The sequence below is a fragment of the candidate division KSB1 bacterium genome (assembly GCA_034506335.1).
In the GTDB taxonomy this organism is placed as follows: Bacteria; Zhuqueibacterota; Zhuqueibacteria; order JANLFK01; family Oleimicrobiaceae; genus Oleimicrobium.
Map to the genome: position 1 here is coordinate 77,501 of JAPDPR010000003.1, position 19,009 is coordinate 96,509.

At 60.6% G+C, this 19,009-nt stretch carries 15 protein-coding genes (1 of these 15 only partly in view); 2 read left to right on the top strand and 13 right to left on the bottom strand.

The window, feature by feature from the left end:
* Together ONB25_02220 and gltA are read left to right on the top strand one after the other, a co-directional pair.
* Window positions 1-263 carry the final stretch of a sulfide/dihydroorotate dehydrogenase-like FAD/NAD-binding protein gene (locus ONB25_02220; GenBank protein MDZ7391702.1) on the top strand. It extends 583 nt beyond the left edge of the window, so only the last 263 of its 846 coding nucleotides appear in the window; its start codon lies off the left edge, out of view; the stop codon is at window positions 261-263.
* Window positions 264-270: 7 nt separating this feature from the next.
* Window positions 271-1,701 (top strand): NADPH-dependent glutamate synthase, encoded by a 1,431-nt coding sequence (gene gltA / locus ONB25_02225; protein MDZ7391703.1) that lies wholly within the window; start codon window positions 271-273, stop codon window positions 1,699-1,701.
* Between the two features lie 14 nt (window positions 1,702-1,715).
* Here the strand turns inward: gltA and ONB25_02230 are convergent, their stop codons facing one another.
* From ONB25_02230 to ONB25_02290, 13 genes are all read right to left on the bottom strand, one after another.
* Window positions 1,716-2,129, bottom strand: a complete 414-nt coding sequence (locus ONB25_02230; GenBank protein ID MDZ7391704.1) for an RNA-binding S4 domain-containing protein — start codon at window positions 2,127-2,129, stop codon at window positions 1,716-1,718.
* A gap of 66 nt (window positions 2,130-2,195) precedes the next feature.
* Window positions 2,196-5,924, bottom strand: coding sequence for a tetratricopeptide repeat protein (locus tag ONB25_02235; protein MDZ7391705.1), 3,729 nt, complete (start codon window positions 5,922-5,924; stop codon window positions 2,196-2,198).
* A gap of 82 nt (window positions 5,925-6,006) precedes the next feature.
* The gene (locus ONB25_02240; protein MDZ7391706.1) at window positions 6,007-6,615 is read right to left on the bottom strand and encodes a TIGR00730 family Rossman fold protein; all 609 of its coding nucleotides are present in this window, start codon (window positions 6,613-6,615) and stop codon (window positions 6,007-6,009) included.
* 86 nt (window positions 6,616-6,701) lie between these two features.
* Window positions 6,702-8,090, bottom strand: coding sequence for an aminopeptidase P family protein (locus tag ONB25_02245; GenBank protein ID MDZ7391707.1), 1,389 nt, complete (start codon window positions 8,088-8,090; stop codon window positions 6,702-6,704).
* Window positions 8,091-8,141: 51 nt separating this feature from the next.
* Window positions 8,142-10,505, bottom strand: coding sequence for a glycyl radical protein (locus tag ONB25_02250; protein MDZ7391708.1), 2,364 nt, complete (start codon window positions 10,503-10,505; stop codon window positions 8,142-8,144).
* A gap of 87 nt (window positions 10,506-10,592) precedes the next feature.
* On the bottom strand, window positions 10,593-11,702 hold the full coding sequence (locus tag ONB25_02255; GenBank protein MDZ7391709.1) for an alanine racemase: 1,110 nt from the start codon (window positions 11,700-11,702) through the stop codon (window positions 10,593-10,595).
* 53 nt (window positions 11,703-11,755) lie between these two features.
* Window positions 11,756-12,487 carry an MBL fold metallo-hydrolase gene (locus tag ONB25_02260; protein MDZ7391710.1) on the bottom strand — a complete coding sequence of 244 codons (732 nt, stop codon included), beginning with the start codon at window positions 12,485-12,487 and terminating at the stop codon, window positions 11,756-11,758.
* A gap of 162 nt (window positions 12,488-12,649) precedes the next feature.
* Window positions 12,650-13,996 carry an MFS transporter gene (locus ONB25_02265; protein MDZ7391711.1) on the bottom strand — a complete coding sequence of 449 codons (1,347 nt, stop codon included), beginning with the start codon at window positions 13,994-13,996 and terminating at the stop codon, window positions 12,650-12,652.
* Window positions 13,993-15,258 carry an MFS transporter gene (locus ONB25_02270; protein MDZ7391712.1) on the bottom strand — a complete coding sequence of 422 codons (1,266 nt, stop codon included), beginning with the start codon at window positions 15,256-15,258 and terminating at the stop codon, window positions 13,993-13,995. Before ONB25_02270 ends, ONB25_02265 begins: the two co-directional genes overlap by 4 nt.
* 179 nt (window positions 15,259-15,437) lie before the next feature.
* Window positions 15,438-16,310, bottom strand: a complete 873-nt coding sequence (locus ONB25_02275) for a PhzF family phenazine biosynthesis protein (protein MDZ7391713.1) — start codon at window positions 16,308-16,310, stop codon at window positions 15,438-15,440.
* Between the two features lie 20 nt (window positions 16,311-16,330).
* The gene (locus tag ONB25_02280; GenBank protein ID MDZ7391714.1) at window positions 16,331-17,104 is read right to left on the bottom strand and encodes an ABC transporter permease; all 774 of its coding nucleotides are present in this window, start codon (window positions 17,102-17,104) and stop codon (window positions 16,331-16,333) included.
* 35 nt (window positions 17,105-17,139) lie between these two features.
* Entirely contained in the window at window positions 17,140-18,108 is a 969-nt protein-coding gene (locus ONB25_02285; GenBank protein MDZ7391715.1) for an ATP-binding cassette domain-containing protein, read from the bottom strand.
* A 49-nt stretch (window positions 18,109-18,157) separates the two neighbouring features.
* Entirely contained in the window at window positions 18,158-19,000 is an 843-nt protein-coding gene (locus ONB25_02290; GenBank protein MDZ7391716.1) for a hypothetical protein, read from the bottom strand.
* Window positions 19,001-19,009 lie beyond the last annotated feature (9 nt).

Genomic DNA, 19,009 nt, shown 5'->3' on the forward strand with positions numbered 1-19,009 from the left:
TGAAGATGGTCAGTAAGCTCACTGCAACTCATGGCATTCCCACCGTTGCCAGTCTTAACACCATCATGATCGACGGCACGGGCATGTGTGGCGGATGCCGGGTGACGGTAGGAGGGAAGACCAAATTCGTCTGTGTGGACGGCCCAGAGTTCGACGCTCACCAAGTCGATTGGGACGAGATGGAGAAACGATTGGGGATGTATAAAGAGCTGGAGTGCAAGGCGCTGGAGAGGTACTGGGCGGCGAAAAAGACCAAGGCATGAGGACGGTATGGAACAGAAACTGACGCCCAAAGAACGACTGCAGATTCCGCCACAGCGCATGCCGGAGCAGGATCCCAAGGAACGGATCAAGAATCAGAGGGAAGTACCGTTAGGCTTTACACCAGAACAGGCGGTTCGCGAGGCGCAGCGATGTCTGCAGTGCAAGACGAGACCCTGTGTGGCAGGGTGTCCGGTGGAGATCGACATCCCGGCGTTCATCCACCTGGTGGAGCAAGGCGAGTTTGTTGCGGCAGCGCGCAAGATCAAGGAGAGGAACGTGCTGCCGGCAGTGTGCGGGCGGGTTTGTCCCCAGGAGGAGCAGTGCCAGAAGGTCTGCACGCTCACCAAGACCTACAAGGACGTGAAGATGTCGGTCGGCATCGGCAAGTTGGAGCGGTTTGTGGCCGACTGGGAGCGAGAGCACGGACAGGTGGAAGTGCCGACGTTGCCGCCCCCCACGGGTAAGCGCGTCGCCGTGGTGGGAAGCGGACCGGCGGGGTTGACCGTTTCCGGTGACTTGGCACTGCGCGGGCACGAAGTGACCATCTTTGAGGCGCTGCACAAGCCCGGCGGGGTTCTCATCTACGGGATACCCGAGTTCCGTCTACCCAAAGCCATCGTGGAAGCAGAAGTCAACTACCTTAGGCGCTTAGGCGTGACGCTCCGCACCAACTTTGTAGTCGGAAAGACGAGGAGCCTGGACGAACTCTTGCAGGAGTTTCATGCGGTGTTTGTGGGTACCGGGGCCGGCCTCCCAAACTTTATGCGCATCCCTGGAGAGAACCTTCTCGGGGTCTACTCAGCCAACGAGTACCTGACTCGTGCCAACCTAATGCAGGCTTACGACTTCCCCGACTCGGATACGCCCATTTTCCCTTTTAAGAGAGTAGCCACTATCGGCGGAGGCAATGTGGCCATGGATGCGGCGCGCACCGCGCTGCGCTTGGGAGCGGAGCGCTCCATCATCGTTTACCGCCGTTCAGAAAAGGAGATGCCGGCCCGGCTGGAGGAGATCGAACACGCCAAAGAGGAGGGCGTGGAGTTCAACCTTCTGATGGCCCCGGTGCGAGTGATTGGTGACGAGCGCGGATGGGTAAAAGGTTTGGAAATAATCAAAATGCAACTGGGCGAGCCGGACGAGTCCGGAAGACGACGGCCGGTTCCCATCCCCGGGTCGGAGTTTGTCATGGAGGTGGACGCCGTGATTGTGGCCATTGGCAATAGCCCGAATCCGCTGATCCCCCAGACCACACCGGACATCGCGGTTACCAAGTGGGGCGGCATCATCATCGATGAAAAGACAGGGAAAACCTCCAAGCGGGGGGTATTTGCTGGTGGGGACATCGTGCTGGGGGCAGCGACGGTTATCTTGGCCATGGGGCAGGGCAGAAAAGCTGCCAACGCCATGCACGAGTTTCTGCTGACCGGCATTTGGTAGAGGAGCGGGCCTTCCTACCGGCCCCGTAAGCGCTCTAGCAGTCGACGCTCCTTCTTGGTCGGGCGACCCTTGAACCGAGGGCGCCCGCTTTTGTTTTGGCCAAGCAGTTGGAGGAGCTCCTGTGCCTCGGGGGAGAGCTCCGGGCGATGCTCGCGATAGAGTTCCTTGGCCTTTTCCGCGGAGAGGCTCTTAGTGGTGACCTGCAGCACGTCGAACGTGCGATAGAGGTGCCTCTGCTTCACCGTGACTGTGTCGCCTGCCCGGATGACCTTCGACGGTTTTGCCGGCTGGCCGTTTACCTTGACCTTGCCCTCCTCGCAGCTCTTTGCTGCCTGGGACCTGGTCTTGAAGATGCGTGCCACCTTCAGCCATTTGTCCAGGCGCAGAGTTGCCTCCTGCTGAGGCGGGAGTTCATGCGTGTCGCTCATGAGCCCTCTGACCAGGTTGACTTACTCACCGTGCGCTGATGGTCCCACCGCGTCTCGCTTGGCTACTTAGGACGAAGGGCGCTCCTGGGTGGTACTTTCCTTCAGACGCTGGTCAATTTCCTTGATGCGCTCGCGTGCGACCCGGCCAAACGTGCTGCCGCTTCCCTGTTCACGCTCGATGCGTTCGAACAAGCGTCGGGCGCTATCCAGCTGGCCGAGACGCATGTAGGCGAGCCCTGACTCGTACATGGCCGTCACATCCCAGGGAAGCTTGGACGGGGGAGAAAGGTACTTCACTTTCATGAGTTCGACGATGGCGTCCTGGTAGCGGCCCATCTCCAGGTAGCACTTGCCGATCCAGTACTGCACTTCCGGCTCGGCCTCTCGACTGGCTAGGCGCTTGAGCTTGCGCAAGTGATCAATTGCCCGTTCATAGTCCTTCAGATTCCTCAGGAAGGTGCCGATCTGCAGCTTTCTGGTGAAGGCGTCGCTGGCGGTGGGGAATTCCTCCAAGTACTGTCGGGCATAGCTTATGGCCCGGTCCCACATTCCCAAGCGATCCGCTGCGTCGATGAGGTAACCCATTACCAAGGCCCGCACCGGCGTCTCGAGGCGCGGCACGGCGCCTGCTTTCTGAAACGCCAGGAAGGCGTTTTCAAACTGCCCGTTCTTGAAGTAAAAGTCACCCAGGTTCAAGTAGGCGGTGGCAACCAGTGGACTGTTGGGATACCTGTTGGGCACATCGGCCAGGACCTTGAGAGCTTCGTCGGGTTGGTTCATTAGCAGGTAGATCTTGCCCAGGCCAATGTCTCCCCATGGTGCGGTCTCAGCATTCTTAACCTCCCGCGCGGCGCGGAACGATTTCTCTGCCTGCTTAAAGTCCTTCTGCCGGACAAAGAACTCTCCCTCCTCGTACGCAAAAAGGGCGCGGCTTGCTGCATCATCGCGGTACGACTTGAAATACTTTTCGGCTTCGCTGGAGGCACGAGCGCGATCGTCCAGGCGATAAAGGCAGATGACCAGCTTGGACCACGCTTCTCTCTGCACGGAGTCCGGAGGGGACATTTTGAGGAGCTCTTGGAATTCTGTCGCGGCAGGGCGATAGTCGCCTTGATGAAAGAGAAGCTGGCCACGGCGCAAGCGCGCAAGGACTGCGCTGTTTTTCGCAACATTTGGCAGCGTGAGGATCTGACCTAGGAAAGCAAGGGCGCGTTCAGTATCGCCCCGATCTCTATTCAGGTCGGCCAGGAGAAAGAGCGCAGAGGGCGTGTGTGGGTGGTCGGGCGCCTGGCGTGCAAACTCTGCGAGCAGGACCTCGGCCTCACGGGTGCGGCCCTGTTTGTGGTAGGCAAGGGCCAGATGCAGTTTCAGCTCCGCCGGCTCGTCGGTGGAAGTGGGGGAGAGGGAGAGGTCGCCAGCCTTTTCGGCGCGCATGCCTTGCAACAGCTCGGCGGCTTGCTGATACCGCCCCTGCCGGATCAGGATATCGGCGTATTTCGCTGCTGCGGTATCTGCCAGCGGTGCGTAGTAGCATTCCCGGAGCACACGTGCGTAGCAGCTTTCGGCGGCCTTGAGGTCGCCCTGCCTTTCTGCAAGTGCGCCGGCCATCATGAGGGCTTGTGGGGTCTGGCGACTGTGGGGAAGCCGGTCGACTATGGTGCGGAGGGCGTGTGCTGTCGCGGCAGTGTCACCCACCGCTAGCGAAAGCTTTGCCAGTAGCCAGTAGGCGCGAGCACGAAGCTGATCATCCGAAGCCAAACGGGCCGCCTCCGCTGCCCATGACGGTGCGAGGAGTGCAAGACTGTCGCTTCGCACCCCACCAGAGGCCAGAATTGTTGCTTTTTCCGCCAAGATTTCAGCCTTGAGCGAGCTGGAGGCGGATACGCCTGCTAACACTTGGTCCAGTCCGGCTAACCGGCGCGACGATTCGGATGCTCCCGTCCCCAGAAAAGCCCCGAGCGAAAGGAGCCCACGCGCGGCACTCTCTTTCTCCGAAAGGGAGGATGAACGACTGAAGACCTGCCTGTAGAGGCCTGCGGCCGTATCAGCCAATGCTCCCACCGACGAGCTGTTGCCCGAAAGGAACGCCTCGGCAGCAAGACCGTGGTAACACGTTGCCAGATTCAGCAGCAAGCCGGTGGCCCTGCTGGTGGTATCTTGTTCGCACAGAAAGCGGTACAGCGCCCGTGCCGTTCGGTAGTCCTTAAGGGATACCAAGTAGAGCGAAGCCACTTCCTGTGGGACAAGGGCTGTTTCCTGTCCGCTTGCAAGCCTGACCACTTGCAGGGCCAAGGAAGAAGCGGCCTTCCGGTAGTCTGTGACAAAGAAGGAGCGCAGCAGAGTAGACAAGAAGGACGCTTCTTCAGCTGGGGGGGCAGCAGGAAACTGGCGGGCGTACTCGTCATAGGCTTCCGCGGCAGCCTGGTACTCACCCAGAGCCTGGTAGCAGCGGGCAACGGCCAGCGCAGCATCGTCGGCATAGTGGCTCTGGGGGTATTGAGTGAGAAAGCCCAGGTAGCTCCGGATTTTGTGGTATGAGCATCCCTCGCCTGTGGTGTAGTGCGCGTCAAGGAAGGCGATGTCGTCCCTAAAAGGGCTGCTGGGAAAACGCGCGAGGAACTGCGTGGCGCGCTCGTGGGCCATGGTGGGTCTTCCCAAGGCGACCAGGGCGCGCATGGCCCCCACTGTGGCCGTGGCAATGGTGCGCTCACTCGCGCCTTGCTCTGCTGCCGGAAGTGTTCGCGCCGCGTCGAAATGTTGCAGGGCTGTTTCGAACTGGGCTGCCTCGAGCGCAGCGTTTCCCGCCTCGCACCACGCCTCGGCGCGCAATGAATCGTTCGGGGCCGAAGAGGCGGCGCTCCGCAGGGCGGCCAATGCCTCGGTGGCAGCCCCGGCGCGCAAGAGATTCCGGCCCTTCAGCAGCATGCACACTGCCTTCACTTTGCGATCCTGAGAGAATTGGGCGGCTCGGTCAAGGAGGCGGGTCGACTGCTCATATTGACCGCGGAGGTGCAAGATCGAGCCCAGCCGGAAGGCCGCCGCGGAGGTGGCGGCCGAATCGGCCGTTGACTCTGCAACCGTGGCCAGAAGGCGTTCCGCTTCGGTGAATTGACCGCCCCTTTCAAGGATCTCTGCTTTCAAAACAAGCGCCCGCGCACCCGTGCTGCTCTTTGGGGTGGCAGTGGCCACCTTGTTCGCCTCCGCCAGCGCTTCCGCATGCTGGCCCTGGGCAAAGAGCACGGAGGCCAGCAACAGCCTCGCCTCGTCGTATAGAGGATTAGTGGGGTACCGGTCCAAAAGCAAGAGAACGGCGCGCTGCGCCGCCTCAAGGTCGCCCGTTTGCTGGTAAAGACGTCCGGCCCGCATGAGGCTCTCAGGCGCCAGGGGGCTGGTTGGTACAAACACTGCCACTCTCTCGAAAGTGATTGCTGCCTCCCGTTTGTGCTCAAGAGCCACATGCGCCTTGCCTTGTTCAAAGAGCAGTTGGTCCAAGAGTGCGGTGTCCGGGTAGCGTAAGAGGGCCTCGCGCACAACCCGCTCGGCCGCCTCGTGCTGGCCAGAGCCCGAGAAGGCGCGGCAGGCTTGCAACAGGGCCAACGGGGCCTTTGGACTGGTGGGGTAGCGCTCCGCGTATCGCTGGTATTGAAGCGCAGCAAGGTCAAAGAGTCTCTCCTGATAGAGCCTGTCTGCGTAAGAGAGCTCTTCGGCCTCGCCTGTCACCTGTCCTGCAACATCGGCCGTGAGCAGTAGGCATAGCCCTAGTGTCACACTGCATGAAAGGTTGTTAACTCTCATGTCTCATCTGTCCTCTCTGCTGGCTCTGCGCAGCTTCCGCTGTGCACTCGACGACTGTGCCTGGAGGTCACCTGCGGTAGGTTCAGAGCGCTGCGAACTGCACTGCGCAAGTTTGCCAGGGCGGCGAGTTACGAATGGCATCGAGCACTTCCTCCGGTTCCTTCACCACAGCCCACATCTGTCGGTGACGAGGGTCCATAAAGCGCTCGGCGATGCACCGCTCCAGCAGTTGAAGCAAATGGTCGAAAAAGCCCTGTGTGTTGAGGAGCACGATGGGGCCGAGGTACATGCCGAGCCGCTTGAGCGAGATGGCCTCGAGTAACTCTTCTAGAGTGCCTGACCCGCCAGGTAGAGCAACTAGTGCCTGGGCAAGGGCGCGCATCCGCTCCTTGCGTTCGTTCATAGTGTGCACCACGATGAGCTCCTGCACGCCTTTGTGAGCCCATTCCCGCTCCACCATGAAGTGCGGGATGACCCCTACGACGCGTCCGCCGCGCGACAATGCCCCATCGGCTACTGCGCCCATCAGGCCCACAGCACCTCCGCCGTAGATGAGGGTGATGCCTTCGCGGGCAAAAATCTGGCCCAGGGCAAAGGCCGGCCGGAGGTAGCACTCATCTATCTTGCTGCTTGAGGCGCAGAAGACACAGACTCGCTGAATCATGGCCTTCACAGGTTGAAAATGGTCCATAACTCCAATCTCATGTGCGCCGCGATCTCTCACGGGCGGTCTATCTTCTGGGGATTGGCCGCCGAGAAACCCGTGCCCATGGTGGGTCAGCGGTGCATGCAGGCCTCGATCTCATTGACCGTCTTGGGGATTGGCTTGCCCAGCACCCGGTGCCCGGTGCGCGTGATAAGGACATCGTCCTCGATGCGGATTCCGCCAAAATTGAGATGGCGTTCCACGCGATCGTAGTTGATAAAGGGCCGGTGCTTGCCGTTGGCCTTCCACTGGGCAACCAGCTCCGGGATGAAATAGATGCCCGGCTCCACCGTGACTACAAAGCCCGGCTGGAGTCGCTTGGCCAGGCGCAGGTAGGCCAGACCGAACTGTTCGCTGCGGGTAAACTCCTCATCATATCCGACGAAGTCTTCGCCCAGGTTTTCCATATCATGCACGTCCAGACCCAGCATGTGGCCGAGGCCATGGGGGAAGAACAAGGCGTGGGCTCCCGCCTCTACGGCCGCCTGCGGGTCACCCTTCATGAAGCCTAATTGGCGCATCCCATCGGCGATGACGCGGGCTGCTGCCAAGTGGGCCTCGCGGTTGGGTACGCCGGGAGCCATCATTGCGATTGCCTTCTGCTGCGCCGCGAGCACTACCTCGTAAATGTCCTTTTGCAACGGGGTGAAGGTCCCGCTCACGGGGTACGTGCGGGTGATATCGCTGGCGTAGTGACACGGGGATTCGGCGCCAGAGTCAAAGACCACTAACTGCCCCTCTTGCATCAGGTTTTCGTGGGAGTGGCCATGGAGTATTTCGCCGTGCACGGTAAAGATGGTGGGAAACGCGGGCGCAGAGCCGCGCGCCCACACCAGCCCATCTATCGTTCCCGCGACCTCTCGTTCGTACAGGCCTGGTGCGATGGTGCGCACGGCGTGTTGGTACATCTCGTAGCTGATGTCAAGGGCTTTTTCGATCTCTGCGACCTCCTGCGCCGACTTGACCGAGCGCTGGGCCACGACCGCGCGCACAAACTCGCGCGAGAAAGAGGTGTTGACCCACGAGGCCCGCACGCCGGTCAGTTGCTCCAGCTTAAGCTGGTTCTCACTCCGGTACTGCGGCAGAAAATGGATCCTCTGCCCCTGCTGGATGGCACGGTGGGTCCACTTTTCTACCTCGCCCAGCGGTCGCACCGTGTCCACACCCACTTGCGCTGCCCGTTCCGCCATGCTGGGTTGGGGGCCCATCCACACAATATCGTCCACCCCATAGTCGTCGCCGAACAGTACTTCTTGGTCCGCGTCTACATCGATTAGCGCTGCCAGACCGGGGAAGTCCAAGCCCCAATAGTAAAGGAACGTGCTATCTTGGCGAAACTGGTAGGTGTTGGCCCGATAGTTCATCGGAGACTCATCGTTTCCGAGGAAGAGAAGTAGACCGGATCCCATTCGCTTCTTGAGTGCTTTCCTACGGTGCACATAGACGTTTGGTTCGAACATCGGCTGCTCCTCTCGACTGAGCGCGCAGTCCTCAGACTGACGAACGCTTGTTCAAAACGCGGTATGCTCTGTGCGACGGATGATCTCGTTTTGGAGTTCGGTACTGAGGTCAACGAAATAGTCGCTGTAGCCAGCCACACGGACGATAAGGTCGCGGTACTTGTGTGGCTCCTTCTGCGCCCGGCGCAAAGTGTCGGCGGTGACCACGTTGAACTGCACGTGGTGACCATCCATGGCAAAGTAGGAGCGAATCAGTGCGGCCAGGGCATCGATGCCACGCTGGTCGGCCAGGAGCTGCGGGGTGAACTTTTGGTTCAAGAGGGTGCCACCGGTGCGGAGATGGTCAATCTTGCCCGCAGAACGGAGCACCGCAGTCGGGCCACGACGGTCGGCCCCCTGCACAGGAGAGATTCCTTCCGACAAGGGCTCGCCCGCCATCCGTCCGTCGGGTGTAGCGCCCACTACGCTGCCGAAGTAGACGTGCACGGTAGTAGGCAGGAGATTGATGCGGTAGTGGCCCCCTTTGGTGTTCGGCCGCCCATCTACGGCCGCAAAAAAGATGTTGAACACTCTCACGGCTAAATCGTCCACATAGTCGTCGTCATTGCCGTATTTGGGCGTATGGTTGAGCAGGCGCTGGCGCAACGTTTCGTGGCCGGCGAAGTTGTCCGTCAGCGCGGCCTGCATCGTACGCATGTCGCAAGTCCGATGGTCAAAAACGTGGTATTTCAGCGCAGCAAGGCAATCGGCAATGGAGCCCAGGCCCACGCCTTGGATGTACGAGCTGTTGTAACGCGCGCCTCCGTCTTGGTAGTCCCGACCTTTGCGAATGCAGTCGTCAATGAGCAAAGAGAGAAACGGGGCCGGCAGATACTGGGCATAGAGTCGCTCGATGACTTGATTGCCCTTGATCTTTACGTCCACAAAGTAGCGCACCTGTTGCTCATAGGCAGCCAGGAGCTGGTCGAATTCGGCGAAGTCCTGTGCCTCGCCGGTGCGCAGGCCGATGACTTTGCCAGTGCGTGGGTCGCGGCCGTTGTGCAAGGTCAGCTCCAAGACCTTCACCAGATTGAAATAGCCGGTGAGGATGTAGCTCTCCTTGCCGAATGCCCCTGCTTCCACGCAGCCGCTGGCGCCACCGTTGCGTGCGTCAACCAGGCTCTTGCCCTGGCGCACCAGCTCCTGCACGATGGCGTCGGTGTTGAAAATGGACGGCTGGCCGAAGCCGGTCTTGACGATCTGTAGGGCTCGCTTGAGAAACTGGTCCGGCGTCTTCTTGCTGATTTGCACCATTGAGCTGGGTTGCAGCAGGCGCATCTCTTCGATGACGTCCAAGAGAAGGTAGGAGAGCTCGTTCACTGCATCGGCGCCATCCTCGTCCACGCCACCAAGATTGATGAGGCAAAAGTCGGTGTAGGTGCTGCTCTCCATCGCGGTGACCCCTACTTTCGGCGGGGCCGGCTGGTTGTTGAACTTGATCCAGAAGGCCTGGAGCAGCTCCCTAGCTTGTTCCTTGGTCAGAAGGCCGGACTCGAGGTCCCGCTTGTAGAATGGGTAGAGGTGCCGGTCGAGGCGCCCCGGATTGAACGAGTCCCAGGTGTTCATCTCGGTGATGACGCCCAGGTGGACGAACCAGTAGTACTGGAGTGCTTCCCACATGGTGCGAGGGGCATGGGCTGGCACGTGTGTGCAGATGGCGGCGATCTGCTCCAATTCCTTGCGGCGAATTGGATCGCTCTCGGCCGCGGCCAATTGTCGCGCCAGCGCCGCATGGCGGCGGGCAAAGGCGATCAAAGCGTCGGCAGCAATGGCCATGGCGCGCAATTCCTCGCGTTTGGCCAGGGCATCCGGGTCGCGGTAGAAATCGAGGGCAGCCATCTGCTGGCGAATGAAGCGCTTGAAGTCCAACATGCCAAGGCGGTAGATCTTGTCGTCAAGCACGGTGTGCCCGGGCGCGCGCTGCTCCATGAACTCGGTGAATACACCCGCCTGGTAGGCGTCATGCCACTCCTGATCCATTTCGGCAAAGAGCCGCTCCCGAAGCGATCGACCTCGCCAGAAGGGGATGATAACCTCTTGGTAGGCCTGGCGAGTCGTCTCATCCACCAGGAATGGGATCTTGGGGCGTGTGTGTAGGACCTCAAGGTCTGCCATGCTGTGAGTGCAGATCTCCGGGTAGGTGGGTGTGGCCTTTGGTGCCGGCCCGCGTTCACCCACGATGAGCTCGCCGTCGTTGATGCAAATGGTCTTATGCCGAAGGATGTAGGCAAAGGCCAGAGCTCTGGCGACGGGGACTGACACGCCCCTCGCAGCCTCAGATTTGTAGAACTCGGTCAAAAGGAGCGCACGCTCGGGTGAAATGCGTGGCACAGCCGCTAAGCTTTGTTCGCGCAACTTGGCGATGCGTTCGGTCATCTGGGCTACCCCAATCTCCCTTCATCACCGCCGCGGGCGGTCATCGATCGATACCTCATCCTCGCTCAAAGATAGGAAAACCGCGCGTCAAATGCCACACGTTTTTATCCTCTTGCCACGAGTGGTGAGGTACTCGCGCAGCTGAGCGACCGTCAGGCAGGCGTGCACAGGGATAACCATCAGGACGTCGCCCGGTTGCACTTTGCGTGCGAAGTGAGCCTCGGCCCTGACGATCCCGTGCTCCTGGGAGATGCGGGCCACATAGGCGTTTGGCACCAAGGGGCCCCATCCGTTGTCCGCAGGCAACGCCACCAAACCGTACACCGTGCGCCCGCCATCGTTCAGCGCATCTTTGGAAAGGTGAACCGCCCCCCCGTAGAGGACCAGTTCATTCCTTTCCTCATGCCGCGCCACCACAGGGCAGGCTACGGCGATGGCGATATCATGCTCGCTGCACGACCCGAGGTGGAGCTGCGTGGCATCGTAGAACACGAAATTGCCTGGGCGGATTTCATTCACCGCACCGAAGTTGTCCACTGCGCTGCAGGTGGGGGTATCGCCCACCGAGAGCTCGAGTTCCGTGAAGCCCACTGCATGCAGCCGTTGGCGCGCGCTATTGAGCCGCGCGACGCTTTCCTGGTAGATGTCCACGATCTCCTTGGGTCCGCTGGCTCCGTACGAGTGACCGGCGTGGGTCAACAAGCCGCGCAGGCGAAGGTTCTTGGAGCGCTCGACCTCTTCCGCCAACGTGGTCAGGCGGCTGGCGTCGTCCCACGCGATGCCGGTACGGCCGTAGCCCACGTCGATCTTTAGCCAGACGTCGACCGTGCCCTTGAGCTGTTCGCGCAGAACCCATACGCTCTTGGTTGACTCCACCAGCAGCCCCAGGTGGACTTTGCGCGCCAGACGGTCGATTTCCCGCAGCTGACGCAGGTTGACCGGAAAGGCGATGGTGATGTCGCGCCAGCCGTCCCGGGCGAAGTACCACGCCATATCCACGGAGGAAACGGTGATGGTCTCCACTCCGTAGTCGCGGAACCATCGGCCTACTTGGCGCGACTGGTGAGTCTTAAAGTGCGGGCGGAAGCGCACACCGCTGCGCTGCGCCTTTGCCGCCATGCGCTCAATGTTTCTCCGAGCCCGTGCTTCATCAAGAAGCAGAGTGGGACGACTGAAATCCTTGCTGATGATAGGCACCTCCTTGCCGCGCAAGCGGCGGTATGAGTCAAAGCCAACTTCCCAACGTGCTTCTACCGCATTTGTCGAATGCGCACCTGGATGTCCTTTTCTTCGCGCAAAAGCTCGACGAGGCGCTCGACCTCCGTGTTGCCATAATGGTACGGATAGAGGACCTTCGGACGTATGACACAGGCTGCATGCGCAGTCATTTCCGGAGTCATGGTATAGGGCAGGTTCATGGGCAAGAAAGCTACCTCGATGTCTTTCAACTCCTTCATCTCCGGGATGTCCTCGGTGTCGCCTGCTACGTAGACGCGCGTGTTGCCAAAAGTGAGCACATAGCCGTTGCCACGACCCCGCGGATGGAAGGGTTCTCCAGTGCTGCGCTTGTGGTGAATATTGTAAGCTGGCACGGCCTCCACGCGGATCCCGGCTAAGGTGTCGACTTGGCCGTTGCGGAGGACCACACCGTCTGGCACTTCTTTCTGGCACGCCTCGGGGATGCCCACCACCGTCGAGCCTTTTCGCACTTGGCGCAAAGCCAGCGTGTCTAGATGGTCGCGGTGCTCATGGGTGATGAGGACGAGGTCGGCTTTTGGTAGTTGCGCGTAGTCCGCCTCGCGCGAGACCGGATCCACATGCACGATCGTGTCGTGCCAGGTGAACATCACCGATGCGTGACCGATGAAGGTGATCAGCAGCGGCCCTTGAGGTGTGGTTATGGTATCCCGTTCGAAGGCGCGCTGGCCGCTTGCAAGCGAGGCCGCGGCGATGAGAAATGTCGCGCAGACTGTGATGCGCATGACTTCCTCCAAGTAGTTCTTTGCTCAGCTGACTGTGGCGCTTCCGCAATTCCAGGAACACACGCACGTGGCCGCCCCTGGTCCGGGTGTCGGGACGCTAATGACCGTTGTCCCCCGGTCAGCGTTTTGGTCTTGGTTTCTTTGCCGCGCCTGCATTGACCTTCAATCCTGAGTGCGCGCGCGCCAGAGCGTCGCAGCTAACAGCAGCGACAACGTTGACGAGGCCAGCCAGAAGAGTATCGCCGGGGTAAAATGGTACGTCCTCACTCCCTCACTCACCACCATCGCTTTTTGGATGAGGTGTCCGCTGACCCTTTCTTGCACCGCGGCGGCTATGTAGCTGAACACGCCCACAAATCCCAAGGCGGCGCCTGCTGCCTGTTTTGGCGCAATGTCAACTGCGAACAGGCCTCCCAAAGAGGTGACCAACCCGTTGAGGCCGAAGCCGTACACGGCGAGGGCGGCCACAATCAGCGCGGGTTTACCCGGGGGCGCCAAAAACAGAAGGCCGAGTGCTGCCAGTTCCAGTAGGCCGAACAGGAGGTTGGCTGGGGGTCGCCGTGCGTGGAAGAGGTGGTCGGAGATGAAGCCAAACGCCACACATCCTGCTACCCCAGCCAGAGTGTTGATAGCCAGCAAACTGCCCGCGGTAAGAAACGAGTACCCCTTTGCCTCTTGCAGATAGAGGAAGCCCCAGCTATTGATAGCATAGCGCGTGATGTACATGCCGGCGCTGGCCAGACCAACAAGCCAGATGGCCGGCGTCTTGAGCACCAGGAGCTGCGCTTGCCATCGGCCCAGCGGTTGCCCGGGCTGAGGCTCGGCAAAGTCCTGGCGCCAAACGGCCACGGGAGGCAGGCCGAGCGTCTGTGGCCGGTCCTGCAGGGTGAAGTACAGCCCTATGGCCACGCCAACACAGATGGCAGCCGGTCCCCAGAAACCCCACTGCCAGCCCAACCAGCTCACGAGCGCGGCGGAACCTACCCAGGTGATCCCCTCGCCAAATGCGTGCGCAGTGCTCCAGATGCCGTAGAAGCGTCCTCTTTCGCGATTACTGAACCAGCGCGATAACGAGACCACACCGGTCGGGGCGGCAAAGCCTTGGAACCAGCCGTTCAAGCCCCACAGCATAACCCACGGACCTAATCCCCTGCACCAGGCGATGGCGCCGTTGATCAGCGCCGAGCCCAGGACTCCCAATGACCCAAAGCGCTTCAGATTGGCATGATCTGCGAGGAAGCCGTTGACCAGCTTGCCAAAGGCATACGTATAGAAAAAAGCAGAACCGATGGTCCCCAGCTCGGCTGGAGAGAAAGCCCCGCTGTCGATGAGCGGCTTTTTCACCACCGAGAGCCCCAGCCGACAGGTGTACGCTAGCCCGTAGCCCACGGTGATGGCGATCATCACCAGAAGGCGATACCGTCGGTAGAGTCTGTCTACAACCGCCCTGTCGGGAATCGGTGGTTTATCGGCCTGAGTGGCAAAGAAACCGAACAGGTGCCTTATCATGTTGCCTCCGCCCAGTGGGCAGGACGTCGTGCTCGCCACAGGGTTGTGGCCAGCAGCAGTGATACGATGGAGGTGGCAACCCAGAAGAGAATAGGATAACGAAAGTCGTAGCGCCGCGCGCCTTCAACTATTGTGGTACCCCGATGGATTAAGAACCCGCTCACAGACTCCTGCAGTGCGGCGCCCAGGTAGCTAAATATACCCATGAATCCCATCGCCGCACCTGCCGCCTCACGTGGAGCCAGGTCGATGGCAAACAGGCCGCCCAGCGAGGCGAGGATGCCGCTCAGACCGAAGCCATACATGGCAAAGGCAATGGAGAGCCACAGCGGCTGCTCCGGCGGGCAGAGAAAGATGCCGGTGAGCGCCGCTGTCTCGAGCAGACCAAAAAGGAGGTTGGCCGGCGGTCGCCGGGCCTTGAACAACGTGTCGGACACAAAGCCAAAGGCCACACACCCCGCAATGCCAGCCACGGTGTTGATCGCCAGAAGGCTTCCGGCTGTGATCAGAGAAAAGTGCTTGGCTTCCTGTAGATAGAGGATCCCCCAGCTATTCATGGCATAGCGCGTGGCCGACATGGCCATGCAAGCCAGCCCCAGAACCCAGAGGCTGGGCATCTTGAGTAAAAGGAGTTGCGTCTTTAATCGCGCCCGCGGGCTCATGGGGCGTGACTCGTGCGGCGGCTTCTCCCCCCGCCACTGCGTCACTGGCGGCAGGCCCAGGGTCTGCGGCCGATCCTCGAGGGCGGCGTAAAGGGCGGCCGCCACCCCTAAGCACATCAACCCAGGCCCGATGAAGCCGAAACGCCAACCCAATGCCGCAACCATTGCGGCAGTGAGGACAAATGTGAGCCCCTCACCCATGGCGTGGGCGGTGCTCCACAGGCCGTAAAACCTTCCCCGCTCGCTGTCGCCGAACCAGTGGTTCAGCGCCACGACCGATGAGACTGAGCCAAAGCCTTGAAACCATCCATTCAAACCCCACAGCAGAGCAAAGAGCCAGAAAGCCGTAGTTGTGCCCACGGTGAGATTCGCTACTGCGGAAAGAAAAATCCCCAAGGGGAAAAAGCGTTTGATGTTGGCGTGGTCGGCTAAGAACCCATTGGTGAACCGGCTGACAGCATACGTGTAGAAAAAGGCCGCCCCAATAAGGCCCAGCTGTTCGGCGCTCAGGATCCCCCCGTCTATGAGTGGTTTTTTTGCGACCGAAATTCCCAGGCGGCAGAGGTAGGAGAGGGCATAGCCAAAGGTGATGCCCGCCATGACCGACACTCGCGCGCGCCTATATCGTCTGTTGATGGCGTCTCTATCCGCTAACAAGGGTTTGTCCTGTCCTGTGGCGAAAAAGGCGACAAACCTGTGTAGTGCACCACCTGCGGCCATCGTGCCTAACCAGTTTAGTTCTCCCCAACCACTCCGTGTCTACTCCAGCGAATTTCCTGCTACACGAGTTCGCCCTTGGCCACCATGAGCACTCTCCCGCCCACTTCGACCTGGATCGTGTCTGCCAGCTGGGATGCCCGCACCAGGAGCAGAGAGGGGCGCCCTATTTCGTACCCCTGTTCCACTCTCAGGTCGACCTTGTTCTGCCCGAAGTAACGGTGGTGGACGAGATAGGCGCCGAGACAGCCGTTGGCACTCCCCGTAGCGGGGTCCTCGGGCACGCCGTACTCGTGGGCAAAGACGCGAACACTCAGGTGGTTAGCGCAGGAACGCGGCTCCTGGCAAAAGAGCAGGAACGCCTTGACAGGCAGGCCCTCGGAACACTCCTGTGAGAAGGTCGGCCCCGCCTTGGCCAAGGCCTCCCGTGACACAACGGGCACGATGATAAACGGTAGTCCCGTAGACACCACCTGCGGCTGAACAGGCCCAAGTTCCTCAGGCGCTAAACCTAGGGCCCCGGCGACACACCCCCGCTCAAGCACGGGGCCGAAGGTCGGCTCTGTCTGGCGCATCCACACCTGCTCCACACCCTGAGGCCCGTACTCGAAACGGACTTGAATCCGCCCCACGGCCAGGTCGAGGAAGAGACGGGGCACTTGCCTTCGGATCACTTCCTGCTGGATGACGAAGGCTGTGCCCAGCGTGGGGTGTCCGGCAAACGGCACCTCGGTTGCCGGCGTAAAAATGCGGACAGGGAACGCCTCCCCTTCTTCTGCCATGATGAAGGTCGTCTCGGAGAAGTTCATTTCCTTGGCCAGGCGCTGCATGATTGCCGGCTGGAGGCGGTGTGCATGGCGGAACACCGCAAGTTGATTGCCGCTGTAGCGTTCTTCGGCAAACACGTCCACGATGTAGAAGAGCACGGATCCCATAGGGCCCTCACTGTTCCGCCTCAGTGGCCCACGTCACTGGTCTCAAACAGAAGCGAGCTCAGCACCAGGACGCCGACACATGCAGCGCCCAGCACGAGGAGGTCCAGGGCAAGCGGCAGGGAAGAGGCTCCCACGAGAGCCCCGCGCAGGCCATCCACGCCATAGGTGAGCGGATCGAGGTAGGAGAGCGGACGTAGCAGGCGCGGCAGGTTTTGCACAGGGAAAAGGGCGCCGGAAAGAAAGAAGATGGGAAAGACCACAAAGTTGAAGATGATCTGAAAGCCATGCACGTCGGTCATCCGCGAGGCGAACGCCAGGCCCATGCCGATAAACGTGAAGGCGATGAGGAGCATGAACAACAGGGCAAGTGCCATTCCTGCTGCAGAGGTGATTCGGAAGCCGAGAGGAAGTGCGCTGAGCATTAGGGCCAGACTCTGGCCCAACGCCAGGGTTGAGGCGCCCGCCAGTCGCCCCAGGACAATGGACAGACGGGATACAGGGGTGACCATGATCTCTTTGAGAAAGCCGAACTCCTTATCCCATAGCACCTGGAGCCCGCCAAAAGTGCTGCTGAAGAGGAGTGTCATGCCCACCACGCCAGGTATGAGAAAGTTAATGTAACTCACGCCAGGAGGAATGCCCGGCAGTTTGGCCTGGCGGAAGCCAGATCCAAGGAAGAGCATAAAGAACAGTGGCATCATCAGCGAGCCGAGGATGCGGCTCTTTGCGCGCCAGGTGCGCTTCATCTCGCGCAGCCACAGCACATAGACAGCTTGCGTATTAATCAGCGCCATACAGTGTTTCCATGAGACGGCCCCGCCGGTGTGCCTTAGGGGCGTCGCCGCCATGGGCGCATGCGCTCCTGGGCATGCCGTTCACTGATGGTGGTGCCGGTAAAGTGCAAGAACACGTCCTCCAGGCTAGGTTTGCGCAACGCCACACTGCGCACCTGGATGCCGTGGCGATGTGCCACCTCCATCAGCAAGGGGATTCGTCGCTCGCCATTGTCCACCGTTAGGGTCAGGTGATCGTCGTGAGTCACGTACGAGTGGACCCAGGGCAGGTCCTTCAGCGGGCGACAATCGCCACACTCTACCTCAAGGGTGACGACGTCAGCGCCTATCAGGTCTTTGAGCTTCTTGGGTCTGTCGAGTGCCACGATCCGCCCGCGGTCGATGATGGCAACTCTGTCGCACAGAGCGTCGGCTTCCTCCATGTAGTGGGTGGTCAGCATGATGGTGGTGCGGTGATTGCGGTTCATGGTGCGGATGTGTTCCCAGATTTTGCGGCGCGTCTGGGCGTCCAGGCCTAGGGTTGGTTCATCCAAAAAGAGCACCTGCGGATGGTTGATGAGGCCGCGGGCGATCTCCAGTCGTCGCTGCATACCGCCGGAATAGTGCTCCACCAGGTCATCGGCCCGGTCGGACAACTCCACCAACTCCAGGACCTCGCCGATACGGGCGCGCCGCTCGGAGGCCTTGAGGCCGTACATCCGCGCGTGGAAGTCCAGGTTTTCCCGCCCGGTGAGCTGGCGGTCAAGAGCCGGCTCTTGGAACACGATGCCGATGCACGCCCGCACGCGATCGCGCGCCTTGGTCACCTCGTGTCCCGCTACCCAGGCGCGCCCGGACGTCGGCTGCAGCAGGGTGGTCAGCATGCGGATTAGCGTCGTCTTGCCGGCGCCGTTTGGCCCCAACAGGCCGAAGAGCTCGCCCCGCTGCACGGAGAAGGTCACCCCGTCCACGGCCGTGATGGCCTTGAACCTACGCGTGAGTTCCTGAACCTGCACTACGTCCATGGAGGTAGCGGGTCTGTCGCCTGAATGCATGCGGGCGGGAATGGATTCTTCACCATGGAATGCGCTGGCCAGCAACGGTGGTGTCCACCGGGGTTGCCGGGTCGAAGGTGAACACCCCCTCTGGCTTGGTCAATCGCACCCCCTTAATGTTCTTGATCCGTTTTAGTGACACAAGCTGGTCGCCATAGCCGTTGGTGGCGCGCTGGCTGGACCAGTACAGCATTTTCTTATCTCCCTTGACCTTCGCCCAGCCGAGGAAGATGACCGAGTGGCCGAGGCCGGACCTCCAGGAAATGTTGACAAAGTCGCCAGGGCGCAGGTCGCATGGGGCCACCTCTTCTCCCATCTTGCCGTACTGCACCAGGGCGTAATGGGAGCCAAAGCCGTCGGCGTTCCAGTGCCCCCAGAACTTGACATGGTCCTCCCGGCGGCCGCCATCGAGTTCCTGCATCCGTAGCGCTTCGTAGCGCTCCTCCGAAAGTTCCCCTGCTCGCTCGCCTAAGAGCAGATTCAATGCCTCGATGAACGCGGTGTAAGTGGCACCACTGCAGTAGCTGGAGTGCCTTGGCACTTCGATCAGCGGCCTGCCGAAGAGGTGCAGGTTGTAGTAGACTGGGGACTCGGTGGGCACCGAATCCTTGCCCGTAAAGTAACCACCACCGTCCATGGCGTGAGCCTGGACGATGTCAATGCCACGCAAAATGGCCAGATTGATGCCGTTGTTAAAGTCCTTCACGTATTTGCCGAACACCTCGGCGTGGCGCGTATGGTGGGCGCCAAGTGATAGGTCGCCACTGCTCAGCACACACCACTTGGCGGATGCCAGCCCAAGGCCAGCAAGGCACAGAAGAAAGAGGGGTATAGTAACCCTGCCGCTTCTCATGACTGTCATAGCGAGTCC

Bases quoted from the DNA above. Each gene is read 5' to 3' on its own strand.
- gltA (MDZ7391703.1), top strand. From the start codon at position 271: ATGGAACAGAAACTGACGCCCAAAGAACGACTGCAGATTCCGCCACAG.
- ONB25_02230 (MDZ7391704.1), bottom strand. From the start codon at position 2,129: ATGAGCGACACGCATGAACTCCCGCCTCAGCAGGAGGCAACTCTGCGC.
- ONB25_02235 (MDZ7391705.1), bottom strand. From the start codon at position 5,924: ATGAGAGTTAACAACCTTTCATGCAGTGTGACACTAGGGCTATGCCTA.
- ONB25_02240 (MDZ7391706.1), bottom strand. From the start codon at position 6,615: ATGGACCATTTTCAACCTGTGAAGGCCATGATTCAGCGAGTCTGTGTC.
- ONB25_02245 (MDZ7391707.1), bottom strand. From the start codon at position 8,090: ATGTTCGAACCAAACGTCTATGTGCACCGTAGGAAAGCACTCAAGAAG.
- ONB25_02250 (MDZ7391708.1), bottom strand. From the start codon at position 10,505: ATGACCGAACGCATCGCCAAGTTGCGCGAACAAAGCTTAGCGGCTGTG.
- ONB25_02260 (MDZ7391710.1), bottom strand. From the start codon at position 12,487: ATGCGCATCACAGTCTGCGCGACATTTCTCATCGCCGCGGCCTCGCTT.
- ONB25_02265 (MDZ7391711.1), bottom strand. From the start codon at position 13,996: ATGATAAGGCACCTGTTCGGTTTCTTTGCCACTCAGGCCGATAAACCA.
- ONB25_02270 (MDZ7391712.1), bottom strand. From the start codon at position 15,258: ATGGCGGGCATCACCTTTGGCTATGCCCTCTCCTACCTCTGCCGCCTG.
- ONB25_02275 (MDZ7391713.1), bottom strand. From the start codon at position 16,310: ATGGGATCCGTGCTCTTCTACATCGTGGACGTGTTTGCCGAAGAACGC.
- ONB25_02280 (MDZ7391714.1), bottom strand. From the start codon at position 17,104: ATGGCGCTGATTAATACGCAAGCTGTCTATGTGCTGTGGCTGCGCGAG.
- ONB25_02285 (MDZ7391715.1), bottom strand. From the start codon at position 18,108: ATGGACGTAGTGCAGGTTCAGGAACTCACGCGTAGGTTCAAGGCCATC.
- ONB25_02290 (MDZ7391716.1), bottom strand. From the start codon at position 19,000: ATGACAGTCATGAGAAGCGGCAGGGTTACTATACCCCTCTTTCTTCTG.